The following is a 15,170-nucleotide window of genomic DNA, read 5'->3' on the forward strand; positions in this document are numbered from 1 at the left end:
TCACTGGCGAGTGCAGTTCTCTATTGCCGGAACGCATTTCAAAGGGTATACAGGGTCGTTTGTGACCCCGGATATTTTAACCGCTCACGCATATGCGATCTGGCTGGTGTATCTCCGATCCGTTGATCCTGCGTTGACGGGATAGGGATAAATAGTTTATGTCGGTCCTAACCGGCTTATTTTTAGGGTATTGTAAGGTAAGTATTGGCTCGCTTCAGCATAGAGACGATAAGAGCGTCGTTTTTCGGATAGATACTTTACTGAGTATTTTCTGTTACTGGACTAATGGTATAAGGGAGCCTGCTTTCTTTCTTTTTGCATATTTTGTCTTCTTTCCTGTGATACTTTCATAACACGATGCGGGTAATTTAATGGCTCTTTTTTGAAGAAAGCAATTCCTGAATATTGAATTATTGAAATACGCTATAACAAATTATATGTCCAATACTTACAGTCAGAAAAAGTTGACTATGAATAGTTCTGAAAAACAGATAATTAAACGGATAAAAAGACGTCATTCTAAATGAATAAGCATAATTTCCAATCGTCGTGGAAAAGCTTCATTTTATCGAAAATTGATTACAAGATGACGTTAAATGAAATTTGAAAGTCATGATTGAAAGGAGTATCCTGCCATCTTGAATAATTAAGGCAAGTTTTGAGACCTCTTATGTGCCAGTAACGAGCCTTCAGCTGAATTCGAGGTAATTAAATGGATGAAAAGATGCCGGGAATTTGAGCAACATGAGCATTCGGGCTTGACGTCCTGCTTAGTCACGGGCAATGCTGGAGAAAAGTGGATACCTCCCGAAATCCCGGAGCTGTCGGCTACACGGTAGCGCAAACGCTTTAGCTGAAGAATATCGAAGGTTCGGAAACCCGTCCTCCGCGATGCGCAGGTTGTGATAGTATGCCCAGCGGGCCTTCGCGCATCAACCTCCGCGCAGCCGGAAAAGGTCAATAGCCGCTGACGATAACCGAATACATCCGATATTCTAAAACGCATTAAATAACCGTCATGCGGTGATAAGTTTTTAAAGTTGAAAGGATTGTGAGTAAGAATGCCGGTCTTTGGCCGGCATTGTTCTTTTGAGGGACCGCTTGTGGGGAGTAGTTGCCGTCGATGGGAAAGGTCTTTGAGGGGTAACCAAAACCGCCTAACTACGGCGTAGCATTCAACCCTGATCCCGCGATGCAGCGAGCAACTACCGGTGATTCTCTTTCGGCCGTGCTGAAAGTAACGATCTATTTTCTGGCCATTATCGGGGCGGCCTGGCTGGCGGGTCGTGTAACGGTGCTGGACAGTATCTTTTTCTATTTCGGCATCGCCTTGCTGCTGAGTTTCGTGTTCCTTCGTTCAGAAGGTAAGTCGCTGTCTGATCTGGGTATCAGGCCGGAAAGCAGGGCAGATTGGAAGCATTTCGCTGTGGGAGTGGCAGTAGGTATTGCCGGACTGCTGGCAAGTGCCGGACTGAGCATCTGGTTGAATCATGGGCACCTCAAATGGTCCGGTCGTCTGGACCCGGTTTACCTGCTTATTCTGACGGCTGTGCACCTCTGGTCTTCGTTCGTTCAGGAATTTACCTATCGTGGTTATCCGTTTCAGCGACTGCTCCGGTCATATGGTCCGTGGACGGCGCAGCTGGCCATTACCCTGCCGTTTGCGATTATGCATTTCAAACTGAATATACCGATTACCGCAGAGCAGTTTTTCATGACCTGGCTGACAACAGGATTGGGCTCGATTCTGTATGGACTATGTTATCTGCGAACGGGGAAACTCCTGTTGCCCATTGGTTTGCATATGGGTTGGAATCTCGCCCAGGCGCTCGTTCCGCGCTCGGCGGAAGAAAATAAGACGGCCCTTTTTACCCTGACGCATGATGCCGGCAGTTATACGCCGATGAACGTCTTATGGCCGTATATCGGCGTTACAATGGCGATGATCGTGGTAATCGGAAGGTGGCGGAAGGTCTAATGGTCCGTATCAGGAAGAAGCTGGAAGGCTGAGGAAGCCGCCAATGCCTGGATAAAAATAGCGGAGCCAATGCAAAATAGTGGTCTTCTGGCACTTCATGTTGGCGCAGTTGGATAAGACGTGAAATATTCGCGAATGCTTTTCGGTACCAGTTGAAACGTCGCTGCGCTGAGCCGCCGATCAATTCTGTGTAAATATACATCGGGAATGTATGTAGTTTCGGCGCTGACGAAAGCCTCAGGCGTTGCATCCTTAAATTAGTAATCAGTTGTCCAGTGAGCGAATCGCCGCTGACACCCGCGTAGCAAATGACAGATCCCGGTCCTGAAATCGTAGCGTATACCCCCGAATTCGCCGATGCATTGCGTCAGATTTACCTGGAAGGGCGACGGCATGCATTTGCGTGGATGCCGGCTGATGCCTACCAGGCAGGAGATTTTGATAATGCTGTAAAGGGGGAAGAGATACTCGTCGCCCTTCACGACCGGGTCGCAGTGGGGTTTGTTTCCTGGTGGGCACCGGATAATTTCATTCACTGTCTTTTTGTGGATCCGGCGTTTCACGGAGCTGGTGTCGGTACCCGTTTGCTTAATGCCTGTCTGGACAGGATCGGCCGCCCGGCCCGGCTTAAATGCGTTATAGCCAATCAAGCCGCTATTCGGTTTTATCTCCGGCAGAAATGGACGGTCGTTTCGCAGGGAAGCTGTGATGAAGGTGCGTATTCCCTGATGCTGCTGCGCTGACGCATCGGCTCGCATAAATTCCGCATCGCCGCTGCCCAACGTTGTGGCGCTCAGCGGGACTATGATTCAGCTGCCGTATGAAAAGCTGCGTGCTCCATAGAAACGGGGTCAGATCGTAAGACTTTTTCGATCGTTGTATTAACATAAGCTAACAACCTGGGTTGTATAGGAATTTTGAAGCCGCCCGGTAATATCCGGCGGTTTATTAGCATTGAATGAGAATTGGATTATTAATGGATGATATTATCTTTTCGTAGTTTATTGCGGTGATTTCCCAGGAAATGGATTTTGTCTACTGCTTTATTCAAATATCTAATTGTCCCTTTCAAGGGACTAATTGATCCATCCACTTCATTGTTATGAGAAAATCAAAACACATGCTCTCGTTGGGCATATTGCCCTACTTAACTCTTCTATTATTTGTTTGCAACTCATGCGGCGACTCTGTTAAGCATATAGAGACGCAAGGAATGATTGTCGCGAAAGATTCGTGCAGTGTCAACGGCAAAAAAGGATGGATTGTCAATGTTATAATGTCTGAAACAGTCCTTCCGCGTAAAGATATGGCGTTTCCACTGGGTTCTGATACGGTGAACAACATTCGTTACAACGCTCTCGTACGCGTATATTGTTCAATACAAGAACCTGACTCCGTTATCTTTAAAAAGCGATTTTCAGTCTTTATGACTCCTTATTTTCAAGATTGTGAAAGCTCTCGATTTCGTGTATCAAGTTATAACGGAACTACTTACGGATTTTCTAGATAGTTTTTATCCATTTTAATCCTCCAATCCTATGAAGAAGTTATTTGCCTTTCCAGGCCATATTGGCCTGGTATTAAGCTCGTTTTCTGCTGCGTACTCGCAAGGAGATGTTTTCTGCAAGTCTAACGGATATATGATATGATTCCTGCATTGTCAAATGCAGTGTGTAGGATTTCGTATTGTAAATACGAGTGGCACGTCTGTATCGTGTTCCGGTATTTTGATAAACAATGAACGAAAAGACCGCACACTTTATGTGTTGACCGCTAGGCATTGTCTTACAAGTAGTAATTTTGATTTATCAAGTGCCGAAATTATAGCTGCTGAGAACTCCGCTATTTTTCGCTTTCGTTTCAGAAGAACCTCTTGCGGTGGGACGAGAACCCCAGTGTTGCGGATGAAGGGACGTCCAGAGGTGCATTACTTGGTGAATCCATGAAAGTTATCGGTATGCTGTCTTACGGATGGCTAGGGCAATCGCTATTTGGACGGATGTCGGAATCCTGGGCTCGTAACGGTACCGGATCAAATCGCCAGTTGAAGGCCTGGCTTTCACCTACCCAAAACCTTACTTCTATTGGTACACTTGTACCCATGAGGATTGGCCCTATTGCAAATGTTTGTAATGGTCAGACAAAAACGGCTACATTGCCCGATTTAGCTCCTGGTACTTCGGTGTTTTGTCTGCGACATCCTCGTTATCAATTGTAAGTAGTACTGCCAATAGCGTAACCGTAACGACGTCAGCGACCGGATACGGCGGAGTAGGGCAGATTAGTGCGACTTACGGCCCGACAACGACTAAAAAGGATGTTTATTACGGTGTGCCTGATATGGGAGCCATGAAAATAGATGGATCGACTGCAGGCAGCTTAACGTATGTCCAGGCTAATACGACGCATACATTGGAATATGATCAGGATAAATTGGTTATGACGGGAATGACGAGCAATATGAACTGGAATCCTTCACCCACTTATGGTTATTCATACGGAGTAAATTTTTCCCGATATGATATTAACCTTTCGCCAGGATCTACGATTGATTTTAATCCTGTTTCCGCTACAAATTCTTGTGGAACTGCCAGTCGATCAATGAGGGTTCAAACGTTTTCCAGCTTTGCTATGTATCCTAACCCGGCGTCAGAAATGGTGAGTTTAAAATTTGACAATACTGAATCTGTAGATGGACTGCCGGAGGATGTCAGTATCTATAGCGAAAACGCTGGAAAATTAGTACGACAAGTTTCGATTAAGTCGGCATTTGATCAGAAACAAATAAAGGGGAATGTTCTGCCAATTAATGTCGGCGATTTGCCGCGAGGAACGTATTACATGCACGTAAAGCCGAACAAGAAAAATAAAAAGGAAACGGACAAGATCAGACTAGTACTTAATTGAGCGGTGGAACATATAGTCTACACCGTTAAAAGGCCCGGCAGTCTCCCGGGCTTTTTTCTGTCCGTTACCGCGCGTAACGGCCTCCTCACATTCGTGGCATGATTGAACGCCTCTTTTCCTTTCTTCCGGCGGTCGCCGGATTCTTCAAATCGAATCAAAACCGGTTCTTGGGCGAAATTTTGGTGGCTGTCCTGGGAACGCCGGCAGGCTGGGCGATTAACCATTTTACCAGCAGCACCAGCCTGGAAGCTTGTCGGCATGAGCGCGAGTAGCTCCTGGCCGGCGGATATGCTGCTTTGCGAAGGCGGTTTTAACGTGCAGATGGGTAACGCCTGGTTCTTATCGGGCAGCTCCCCCTACAAGTACAAAGCCTGGTCGAATGACCTGGATTTTCCGGCACCGGCGACGGGCTGGCGGTTCGGCTTTTACTACGGCCCGGCGCTCAGCGTTAAGATTTACGTCAACGGCAACCTGGTTCACCAGGTGATACTGCCGCAAAACGACCAGGGCTACGCGCAGTTCAACTACTCCGGGACGACGTTTCAAAGCGGCGACCGGGTGTATGTAGAGCTGACGGCCGCATAACCTTTATCACTAAATCCCTGATCTGTCCAAAGAAAATTTCACGATCGTGCGAGATATCAGCAGCCGGCGCGAAATTTTCTTTGGTTATCCTCCCTCATTATGAAATACGAAATCCGAATCAACGGCCAGGCAGCCGACCTGCCGCCGGGCCTGGCGGTTAAACTCGACTGGCAGAACCCGTACCTGCGCTATGACACCATTCCCGGCAGCGCCGACACCATGCCCGCCCTTCCGCCGACGGCAAAGAACCAGCGGCTTTTTGGGTATTTCCATCAGCCCCAGGCAGGCGGCCGGATTGCCGAGTATACCTGCCAGCACTTCTACGGCGGCGAGCTGTTGAAGGAAGGGTATTTTATCCTGACGGAAGCCGACGAAGAAAAGGGCTATAGCGGCGTGTTTTCAGACAAGCTGGGGGAGTTCTTCGGCGACTACCAGAAAACGCGCCTGAATGAGCTGCCGTTGGGCACACTGCCTGCTCAAACACCATCAACCGGGGAAGTATTCGACGGCGGAAAGCTGGCGTATGTGCTGCCGACGATTGTAAACCCGGATTTCTTTGGCGGCAATACCCCGGAAGGCTGGACGGGAAAGGTCAATGACTACGATACCGGCGCTTACCTGGAAGGCACGCCGGTAGTACCCTGCTTTCTGGTCACGTATGTACTGCGCCGTTTGGCTCAGCTGACGGGAACGACGATCACGGGAGACCTGTTTACCGACCCGGTTTTCTCCCGCCTGGTCATCTACAACACCAGGGCGCTGGATGGGGCGGCAACCGTCTCCATTAGCCAGCACCTGCCGGAGTTGACCGTTCAGGAGTTTTTGCTCGAACTGCGGAAGCTGCCGAACCTGGCCTACACCTTTAACGGTGTGGCTAAGACTCTGCGGATAGATTTCTGGGACCGGAAGCTCGAAGCGCCGACGGTGCTGGACTGGAGCGATAAGGCGGTGAAGGGCGGACCAAAGACGGCCGAACGAAGCGCCCGGCTTCACCTGAGCTATGAAATGGACGGCGGCGACGCGTTGGCTAAAGACCGCCCGGGAGGGCTGGCTGACTATTTGACGCCGGAGCTGCCAGACGACGGCCGTAACGGCCTGGCGAAGGTGACCAGCAAGTTTTCCACGCTTACGCTCGACGCGGCCTCAGGACTTGCGGCCGCAAGGCAAAAGGGGATCACCAGCCAGTACGGGCAAGGGGCGGAGAAGTTCGCGCCCCGCCTGCTGTTTTGGAATGGCGTTGTTTCCGGCCTTCCCAGGGCGCTGCCGACCTATGGCGGGCAAACACTCTACTGGACGGGCTTAGACGGCCTGGCGGCCCGTTGCTGGAAGAATTTGGAGGGAATCCGTGCCGGATGGTTCTACCTGAAAAAGGATTTGGTGTTAAATGAGGCTGATCTCGCTACGTTGGACTTTAGCCGGAAGGTGCATATCGACGGGGTGGATTACCTGGTGGCGTCGGTGTCGGCTAGCCTGCCACTGCATTTCATAGTTAATTGTTTGTTGATTTCATGCTAAATAAATGGTCGAACGAATTAATTCGTTCGACCATTTATTTTTTATTAAAGGAATGATTTAGGTTTATTTTTTTTATTGATTCCAATTAGATCCAGGAGAAACAATCGCAGTATCTGGTGGCAATGAAAATATACAGATACAAGCTCGTTGAATGTATACCTTTCTAAAATATCTACTTTTGCATGAGCTATGTCGTTTCGTATATTGGCTACCTTGTTGATAAAATCCTTTCTTTCAAGTCCAAGATCATCTTTAATTTTAGAATCAACATCATGTAATTTAATGACGTCCATGATAGTTGAAATTCTAGCCTTGAAATTCTTATCTTTGAAATGAGATAGTTTACTTAACATTAAATCCTGGAATTTTTTTCTACCAATTCTTTTGTCAGCTTTTTCCAAAGTGGATTTTCTTATCTCTTCAGTCAAAGCTTTGTGAACCTTGGTTAAGGTTGATATGCCTTCCGGTTGACTAGGATATTTCTGGCATTCTCGTTCACTGCTTTCTAAATATGATGCAATTTTGAAGATGACATTTCTAATATCGATATTTATTTCGTCAGTTGTATCATATAAGATCGAGAATGATCCTGAGAGTTGGGTGTAAACTTCATTGTATGATTTCGCTATTTTGTGAAGCGTTCGTTTTAGGCTGTTGAATTGAATAAAGTAATATTTATTTTCAAGTCGATGTCTGGCCTTGTCTTTCATCGCACTCACCGAGATGTAACTATAATAGATTTTTTTTTTACTTTCATTATTCGTTTGAACAATCGTTGTTTCTTCAGGAATTAAGTACATTCCAGTAATTAAACTATTAAAATAGATTAATTTATAAACTGTCTTTATGGCGAATTTTAGATTTCTCTTTTCTGGAAAAGTAATAATAAAATATGGACTCCTTTCTATTGAAATATTGGTATCAAGGGTGTAATCTACAAAGTTCTTTATTTCTATTTTTGTATTATCAAAATAGAATGTGGATACCGGAGATAAAGATACTTTTACAGAAATTGATAGAAGATACTGTTCTTTTTTATTTCTCCCTTTGTATCCGTCAAATGGAATCCACCTAGATAATTGATTGAATTTTAAATATATCTTATCAATAAAGTTGTCTTCGTGATTTTTAATTAAATCAAAAGACTCAAATGGAAATTCTTCCTTAGGATCGTATCCAAAATCAGGTGGAAGGTCTACACTGGTTCTTAAAACTTCATCAATAAAAAATGTAAAGACACCTTTTGATAGTTCATCTGGGGAAGCGTGCTTGAAAAAAGAATTGAATAAATGGTAAACGTCTTTGCCTGATCGGCCGGTTATGTGAGAAATATCTCGGCCTTGATTGAAATTCGCCGTTCTCCAAATAGGATACTCTTTGTCATAATGAACGATTAACTCTCGCCTGTCTTCGTTTACAAACAGGGTACCTGACAATTCTCCGTCTATACCTGGAATTTTCCATTTACCTGGAGCTTCGATGTGATCAATCATGTTTTAGGTGTGTTTAATCGAAACAGTTAAACAAAAATAAAATTGGCGTTCTGTTCCTTGTACTAAAGAGAAGTTAGGTCGGACATATTTAAAAGGAATTCCTGGGCAATTTCGCAAAGGTTGTCGAAACTCGGTTTTGACAATGCGTGAGACTGTCTAGTCCGGCCGGTTCCGGCAAGTTTAACTCTTCGATGAGTAGGATAAATATTCTAATTCTGTCTCAAACTAAATGGGATAATGTGGTGTTGTCAATTCACTTAAAGGACTTTAAATTCTATTTCTTTGAAATAGTTTATATGTGGCAATCATGAGGTCAAGTGTATTAATTGAGCTATATAGAACGGACTTTCCGTCCGAATTGATGGTATCAATCATATAGTTGATAGTGAAGTGTGAAGTTTCGTGTTCGGTTTCGTCTTTTACTTTAAGGCCTTTCGATTCTGGTTTGAATTTACCAGCAAATGAATAAATTACTGTACGGCCTTCCATTGATTCAACGGCAAGATCGAATTGAAATTGCGTTTCGTGTGGGGAGCTTCTGTTTTTAGACACGAAATGAATAACAGCACAAGCGCTTATATAGTGAAAATTTAGCGATTGTTTAGTCGCTACATCATTGACCTCAAAATCTAGGTCTGATTTTATTCGCCTTAAAGAGATTAGAGGTTCAATGACTTCAATCGGATCAACTAAACTTGACAAGATTTCGTGATAAATAAAAATATCTAGAGCTACAAAATGGAAGTCCCCGATTAGTTTAATATTCTTATGAATAATATCTAGATTATGTAGTTTTCTTAATTTTCTTATATTTAAATAACCGTAATTTGTAAGATTCTTAAGAATAACTAGGATTTCGTGCTGCTTTTTGTCGATAAAGTATTTCGTTTTTGAGTAGGAGATCGTAGTGATGATGTTTTCAAGGTATGCTGAAAGCCTGGTAGTTATACTGTGAAAGAAAATATAGTGTGAATAGAATTTATCAATATATCCGGAGAAATCCGTTTTGGCGCCGTATTTGCTGGAATAAACACTACGTATATTCACAATGTCGCAAACGAGTACAACATGAGTAAATCCGAATTTATTAGCAATCGTTGAATTACTTTGCCAGTCTATGTGGGCCGAGAATATATTTAAAATTCGAAATATATGTTCTGGGTCAATTCTGTCAAGGTCGTCGATTATTAATATAGGATATTTAAGGTTCTTGTCGGGTTTTTTAGGTTCTTCAGTATAGTATTTTGTAATATATTTTTTGATAATTGTCATAAATTGGTCTTCTCCGTATGACGGATTTGATATATCTTTTCTTATTTTATCAAGATAATCTTCAATTTCAATTTTGTCGTCTATTTGTATTTTCTTGTGATATTCTTTTACGCTGTCAATTATTTCTTTAAATTTTTTATATATTTCTATGAAATCCTTGCCTATTAATGTAAACTTTTCTAAACAGATCAGAATAAAATCGGCTATTGCTTTTTGAGTTTTTTTTGAATTGATGACCGCCATTTGACTTGTTAACAATAGCGAGAAATCGTGTTCTTCAAATGAAATTTCTTTCTTGATCATTTGGAATAATATATCATATTTTATTAATTCAAATATATCCTTATTTGGAGATATGGAGTAATTAACCGGTGAGATAGAAAAAACCTCATACTTTTCTTTAAAAGTATCGAACATCTTTCTAAGGAAATAGGACTTTCCACTGCCAAATGGACCGGAAACAATGATGCGCTCATTGTCCGGCAACGAAAGGTGTTTTTCAAAGCGGTGGATTTGCTGTTCAATATCAACAGCTGGTTCATCTGATCTGGTAGACATCGTTATGTGAGTTAAAGATTATTGAAGCTACAGAGATACAAAGATTTGGCGGATTTTGATGTCCTTTTCGGTAGCTACTGAGTTCTGCTTTTTGCGCCATACACCAAACATTTTCCTGTATGGCGCAAGCACCCTCATTCGAGGACAACCCCATTCTTGCCAAATTCCTGGGCGATTTCGCCAAAGTCGCTGAAACCCGGTTTCGGCAGTCTGCCCGCGCGGCTGACCTGGAGCTGACGGGCGAGCTGATTTCGAGTATCCGCGCCGGTGCCGTTGAGCGCGGCAAGGGCTACATCCAGGGCAGCGTTCTGTTTTCCGAGCTGCTGCGGATCAAAGACATGAAGACACTGCGGTACACGACCGTGCCGCCGCTGTCTGCCATGGTGCGCTTTGTGGAGAAGGTTGGCGTGAGGCATTTTGACGTACCCGGCTATGAGGCCGGCCGTACGCCCCGGACCGAACACGCCAGTATCCTCCGGGTCGCCCGGGCGCTTCAGTACCGCTTCCGGCGGGAACCGAACATCAAACGCGGTTACCGTGGCATCTACAACGACGAGCTGAAGTACCAGCTCATTCCGCTCTTCCGGGAATCCATGCACCAGGCGGCCATGGCCTGGGCAGCCCAGGAGTTCCGCAAGATTTTCGCGCCGACCGATTTTATGCCCGGCACGGGTGGCTCCCTGCTTTCCTGGACGAATACCTACAAGGGCGGCAAAGTGGACCAGTCTAAACTCCGCTACACATTCCCGGTATGATCTCGGATGAAATAGCCATCAAGTTCACCGGAGCGGCGGACGGGCTAAACAAGGTGATCGGCGGGGTGGCGACGGGAGCGAAGGAAGCCACCAACGCCTGGAAGGAAGCCGAGAAAGCGGCCAAGGCGGCAGACGCTGCCGTGACGGCCCTGGAGCGGGACGGAAAGAAGGGTACCGACGCCTGGAAACAGGCCAAGGACGCGGCCAAAGCGGCACGGGCGGAAGCCGAAACAGCCCGCAAGTCCACCGAGCTGTCGTCTATGACCTATACCCAGCTGAGTAACCACGTAAACAAGCTGAGTAAGGAGCTAAAGAGCCTGCCCCGGGATACGGAAGCCTTCAAACAAAAAGCCAAAGAGCTGGCGGCGGCTGAAAAGGAGTTTGCAGCGGTTAAAAAGCAGGTCGACGGCATTAAAAAATCCGGACAAGACCTGGGCGAGCCGGGTTTGTGGAACAAGATTACCAAGGGCGTCGGCGGCATCGGCGTAGCCTTCAAGGCCTTTTTTGCCCTCCAGATCGTGCAGTTCCTGTGGGACATCGGCAAGGCGATTTTTGAGACGACGGGCAAGTTTGAAAAGTACGAAACGACGCTTTCCAACCTGCTCGGCAGCCAGACCAAGGCCAAAGAAGCCATGCAGGCCTTAAAGGACATCGCCGCCAAGACGCCGTTTTCGGTGGACACGTTGACGGATTCCTACGTGAAGATGGTCGCGCGGGGGCTACGCCCTTCCGAGGAACAAATCAAGCGGATGGGGGACGCGGCGGCCAAGATGAACAAGCCGTTTGACCAGCTCATGGAAGCCGTACTCGACGTGTCGAACACCGAGCGCTGGAACGAAATCGGTATCAAGGTTTCCAAGGTCGGAGACAAGATCAAAACTAACATCGGCGGTTCGACGAAGTACTTTGATGCCACCGAGCAGGGAGCCATGGAAATGGCCGTTGCCTTTGGCTCGACGACGGACGCCATGGGGCTGATGGAGAAACAGGCGGGCGGGCTGACGGGCCGCTGGGACTCGATCACCGACGTTTTCGAGCAGGTTACGGCGGCGGTAGGTGAGCGGCTGAGACCGGTTTTTCTGGCGTTTCTTGGCGTGATGGAGGAAGGGGTGGTTTTCCTGATGGAAATGGTCAAAAACTCCCGGCCCCTGGTGGAAGTGTTCGACGGTCTCTGGGAAGCCTGCAAAACCCTGTTTTCGGCGCTGGGGGATTTGGTCTACGACCTTTTCCCGGGCCTGAAGAACCAGACGGCCAGCTCGACGAACCTAATGAAAACGCTTGCCGTGGCGTTTTCCGTCGTCATCGCCGCTATTCAGTTCACGGTTCACATGGTGCAGCTGGTCATTGACGGCTTCGGCATGTTGGTAAACGCTGCCAAAGCGGCCGCCATGGCGCTGACGTTTGATATGTCAGGCGCCGAAAAAGCCTGGAAGGACGTACAGGCGGGGTGGAAGCGCACCGGCGATCACCTGGACGCTAACGCGGCCTCGATCAAAAAGACGCTCAAAGCCTCCTTTGTCGATTACCCAAAGGAGGAAGCAGCCAAGGGGATGCTGCCGGTCAGGGACGCGCACGCCAAGGTGAACAAGGAAATGACCGACACCCAGAAGAAAGAGCTGGAGAAGCGGCAGAAGGCGGCCGACGCGGCGCGGAAACGGGAGATGAAAGCCATCGACGAAACCTACAAGCAGGAACAGGAGGCGCTCATTGCCAAGCTGGGCACGGAGGTAGAGCGGGAGCGGGCCAAGGTCGATTTGAAATACGAGCTGCTGCGTCGGGCTGCCGAGCGGGAAACCAAAGCCGGGCACGAGCTGACGGTGAAGCTGCGCGAGATTGAAGAGCAACGCAAGGCCGATCTGCGGGAAGTGGAAGCCAAACACCTGGCGAAGGTAAAGGAGGCTAACGAAAAGGCGCTGGCCCAGATTGCCGAGCAGGAAGCCCAGACGAAAATCAACAGCATCCGCGATGAGCTGGAGCGGGAGATTGCCAAGATCGAGGCCAAAAAACAGAAGCGCCTGGCCGAAATCGCCACTACCCTGGCCGATGAACGCTACAAGGCGACGCTTTCCAAGGCCATCGAAACCGAGGCGCTGTCTGAGATCGAAAAGGCTCGGGAAGATCACCGGGTAAAAGAGGCAGCCAAGGAAGAGAAGGCGGCCCAGAAGCGCCTGGAGGTGGTTAAATACACCATCGACCAGCAGGCGGCGGCGGAAATGGCGCTGCTGGATTTCAAGGAACTCCAGGCGGGAACCAATGCCACTAAACTGGCGGCCATCCACAAAGAGCGGGTGGACCGGGAGCTGTTCTGGACAAAGGAGAAGCTGACGGCCGAGCGCGACGCCGAGCTGCACAAGGCCGAGCTGAACATTCGCGACACCGAGGAGTTGAAGATTACCCAGAAAGCCATCACCGACCGCTACCACGCCGAAGACGTGCGGGCGGAAGGCGAAGCAGCCGAAAAGAAAAAGCAGATCGACGCCGAGCTGACCGAATCCAAGAAGCGCCGGGCGGAAGGGTTTTCCAATGCCTTCGCCGCCATCCTGAACGGCGACGTTTCGGCCTTCGCCGCCGCCTGCGACCAGATGGTGCAGGGGGAAAAATCGGCCTGGCAAAAGCGGTTGCAGCAGAACATGGCCGGATACGAGGCCATCGCGGGCATGGCTACCCAGGCGGTTAATTTCTTAAACCAGCTCAGCCAGCAGCGCCTGGAGACCGAAATGGCGAACCTGAAAAAGGAAACCGACGCGAAAATCGAGGCGGCCAGGACCCAGGAGCAAACCGAGCTAAACCGGCTGGATACCGAGCAGCGCGCCGAAATGGACAAGTTGGAAAAGGAGTGGCTGGCCAACGAGCTGAGCGCAAGCGAGCTGGAGAAGCTGGAGAACGAGCTGGTCGCAGCCCGGCAGCAGGTCAACGACGAGTACCAGGTGTGGATGGATGCCGCCCGCAAGGCCGGTAACCGCGCCGAGCTGGACCGCCTGGAGAGCGAGCGGCGGGAGGAGCTGAAGAAGGTGGACGACACGGTCAAAGCCAACAAGCTGGGAAGTGAGAACCTGGAGCGGATGGAAAAAGACCTGGCCGACAAGAAGACCACCATCAACACCAAGTACAACGACGCGCTGACGAAGAAAACCAAGTCGACGGCCAATGAGATCGGCAAAATCCAGAACGAGCAGGCTGTCAAGGAAAAGGACATGAAGCGCCAGCAATGGAAAGGGCAGCAGAAGGCAGACATGGCTACGGCGCTGATTAACGGGGCGCTGGGGACGATCAAAGCCCTAGCCTCGGGCATGTTTCCGTTGAACCTGGTCTTTGCCGCCATCGTGGCGGGTCTGACGGCTGTTCAGGTAGCCAAGATCAAAAGCCAGCCCGAACCGACGTTTGCGCACGGGGGCTTTGTGGCCCAGGGCGGCAAACACGGCGCGCGCTATGGCGACGGCGGCATTGCCCTGGTCGACCGCAGAAGCGGCCGGGAAGTCGGGGAGATGGAAGGCGACGAAGCCATTATCTCTGCCGACCAGACGGCAGCCAACTGGCCGCTTATTCAGCAGATGTTTACCAATGCCCGCACGCCGGGAATGCGCCGGAAAGCAGTGATGGGTGATAGGCCGCCGATGGGTTTCCGCGACGGCGGCCAGGTGTTTGAATCCCCGTACTGGAAAAAGGAGATGTACCTGTTTGGCAGCAAGAAAAAGAAGGAAGCCGAACGGGCAGCAGCTGAAGCCGAGCGCCAGGCAGCCGAAGCCGCCGCCGAAGCGGAAGCGTCAGCGGCCGAGTACGGAGACTATGCCAGCGCCGGGGGCATTGAAGGGTCAGCCGATGCGGAAGCAGCCCAGCAGGCGGCCATGGAGCAGGGCATGAAGCAGCTGGAACTGCTGGAGGCCATCGCCACCGAGACCAAGGCAGTCGCCGGGGCGGTGTTGGCCGTCAAGCAGGCCGTCGACGGCAACGCGTCAGCCACCTACCAGGTACGCGATGCGGTCTGGGCATCGGCAGGCGATACCCGCAACGCGCTGATTTCAGCCCTGTCGAATTTCGGGTAAGCGGCCCAACTTTAACCGTTCACTGCAAAAGGTGTGGTGAACGGTTAATTTTACTGACAATCAG

The 15,170-nt window shown here is 48.8% G+C and carries 10 protein-coding genes; 8 read left to right on the plus strand and 2 right to left on the minus strand.

All coding sequences use genetic code 11. From position 1 onward, the window contains the following. Positions 1 to 1,192: 1,192 nt before the first annotated feature. The 6 genes from BLR09_RS16800 (at position 1,193) to BLR09_RS16820 (ending at position 6,985) form a co-directional block, all read left to right on the plus strand. Positions 1,193 to 1,978, plus strand: coding sequence for a CPBP family intramembrane glutamic endopeptidase (locus tag BLR09_RS16800; protein ID WP_093204777.1), 786 nt, complete (start codon positions 1,193 to 1,195; stop codon positions 1,976 to 1,978). Positions 1,979 to 2,286: 308 nt separating this feature from the next. Next, positions 2,287 to 2,721: a GNAT family N-acetyltransferase gene (locus BLR09_RS16805; protein WP_093204779.1), complete on the plus strand. Its 435-nt coding sequence runs from the start codon at positions 2,287 to 2,289 to the stop codon at positions 2,719 to 2,721. Positions 2,722 to 4,165: 1,444 nt separating this feature from the next. Beyond that, a complete protein-coding gene (locus BLR09_RS25320) occupies positions 4,166 to 4,885 on the plus strand; it encodes a T9SS type A sorting domain-containing protein (protein WP_143011129.1) in 720 nt (239 codons plus the stop codon). A gap of 98 nt (positions 4,886 to 4,983) precedes the next feature. Then, on the plus strand, positions 4,984 to 5,157 hold the full coding sequence (locus BLR09_RS25540) for a hypothetical protein (protein ID WP_176785584.1): 174 nt from the start codon (positions 4,984 to 4,986) through the stop codon (positions 5,155 to 5,157). After that, the gene (locus BLR09_RS16815; RefSeq protein WP_093204784.1) at positions 5,144 to 5,470 is read left to right on the plus strand and encodes a hypothetical protein; all 327 of its coding nucleotides are present in this window, start codon (positions 5,144 to 5,146) and stop codon (positions 5,468 to 5,470) included. The genes BLR09_RS25540 and BLR09_RS16815 overlap by 14 nt, the downstream gene beginning before the upstream one ends. 99 nt (positions 5,471 to 5,569) lie before the next feature. Next, positions 5,570 to 6,985 (plus strand): hypothetical protein, encoded by a 1,416-nt coding sequence (locus BLR09_RS16820; RefSeq protein ID WP_093204787.1) that lies wholly within the window; start codon positions 5,570 to 5,572, stop codon positions 6,983 to 6,985. A gap of 44 nt (positions 6,986 to 7,029) precedes the next feature. Here BLR09_RS16820 and BLR09_RS16825 read toward each other — a convergent pair whose 3' ends face one another. Together BLR09_RS16825 and BLR09_RS16830 are read right to left on the minus strand one after the other, a co-directional pair. Further along, positions 7,030 to 8,478: a HEPN domain-containing protein gene (locus BLR09_RS16825; RefSeq protein ID WP_093204789.1), complete on the minus strand. Its 1,449-nt coding sequence runs from the start codon at positions 8,476 to 8,478 to the stop codon at positions 7,030 to 7,032. 267 nt (positions 8,479 to 8,745) lie between these two features. Continuing rightward, positions 8,746 to 10,308 carry a P-loop NTPase fold protein gene (locus BLR09_RS16830; RefSeq protein ID WP_093204791.1) on the minus strand — a complete coding sequence of 521 codons (1,563 nt, stop codon included), beginning with the start codon at positions 10,306 to 10,308 and terminating at the stop codon, positions 8,746 to 8,748. A gap of 119 nt (positions 10,309 to 10,427) precedes the next feature. Here BLR09_RS16830 and BLR09_RS16835 point away from each other — a divergent pair, with 119 nt between their 5' ends. Both BLR09_RS16835 and BLR09_RS16840 read left to right on the plus strand, forming a co-directional pair. Next, the gene (locus BLR09_RS16835; RefSeq protein ID WP_093204794.1) at positions 10,428 to 11,063 is read left to right on the plus strand and encodes a hypothetical protein; all 636 of its coding nucleotides are present in this window, start codon (positions 10,428 to 10,430) and stop codon (positions 11,061 to 11,063) included. Further along, positions 11,060 to 15,106: a hypothetical protein gene (locus BLR09_RS16840; protein WP_093204796.1), complete on the plus strand. Its 4,047-nt coding sequence runs from the start codon at positions 11,060 to 11,062 to the stop codon at positions 15,104 to 15,106. The genes BLR09_RS16835 and BLR09_RS16840 overlap by 4 nt, the downstream gene beginning before the upstream one ends. Positions 15,107 to 15,170: the final 64 nt, after the last annotated feature.

This window comes from Siphonobacter aquaeclarae, from assembly GCF_900103285.1.
In the GTDB taxonomy this organism is placed as follows: domain Bacteria; phylum Bacteroidota; class Bacteroidia; order Cytophagales; family Spirosomataceae; genus Siphonobacter; species Siphonobacter aquaeclarae.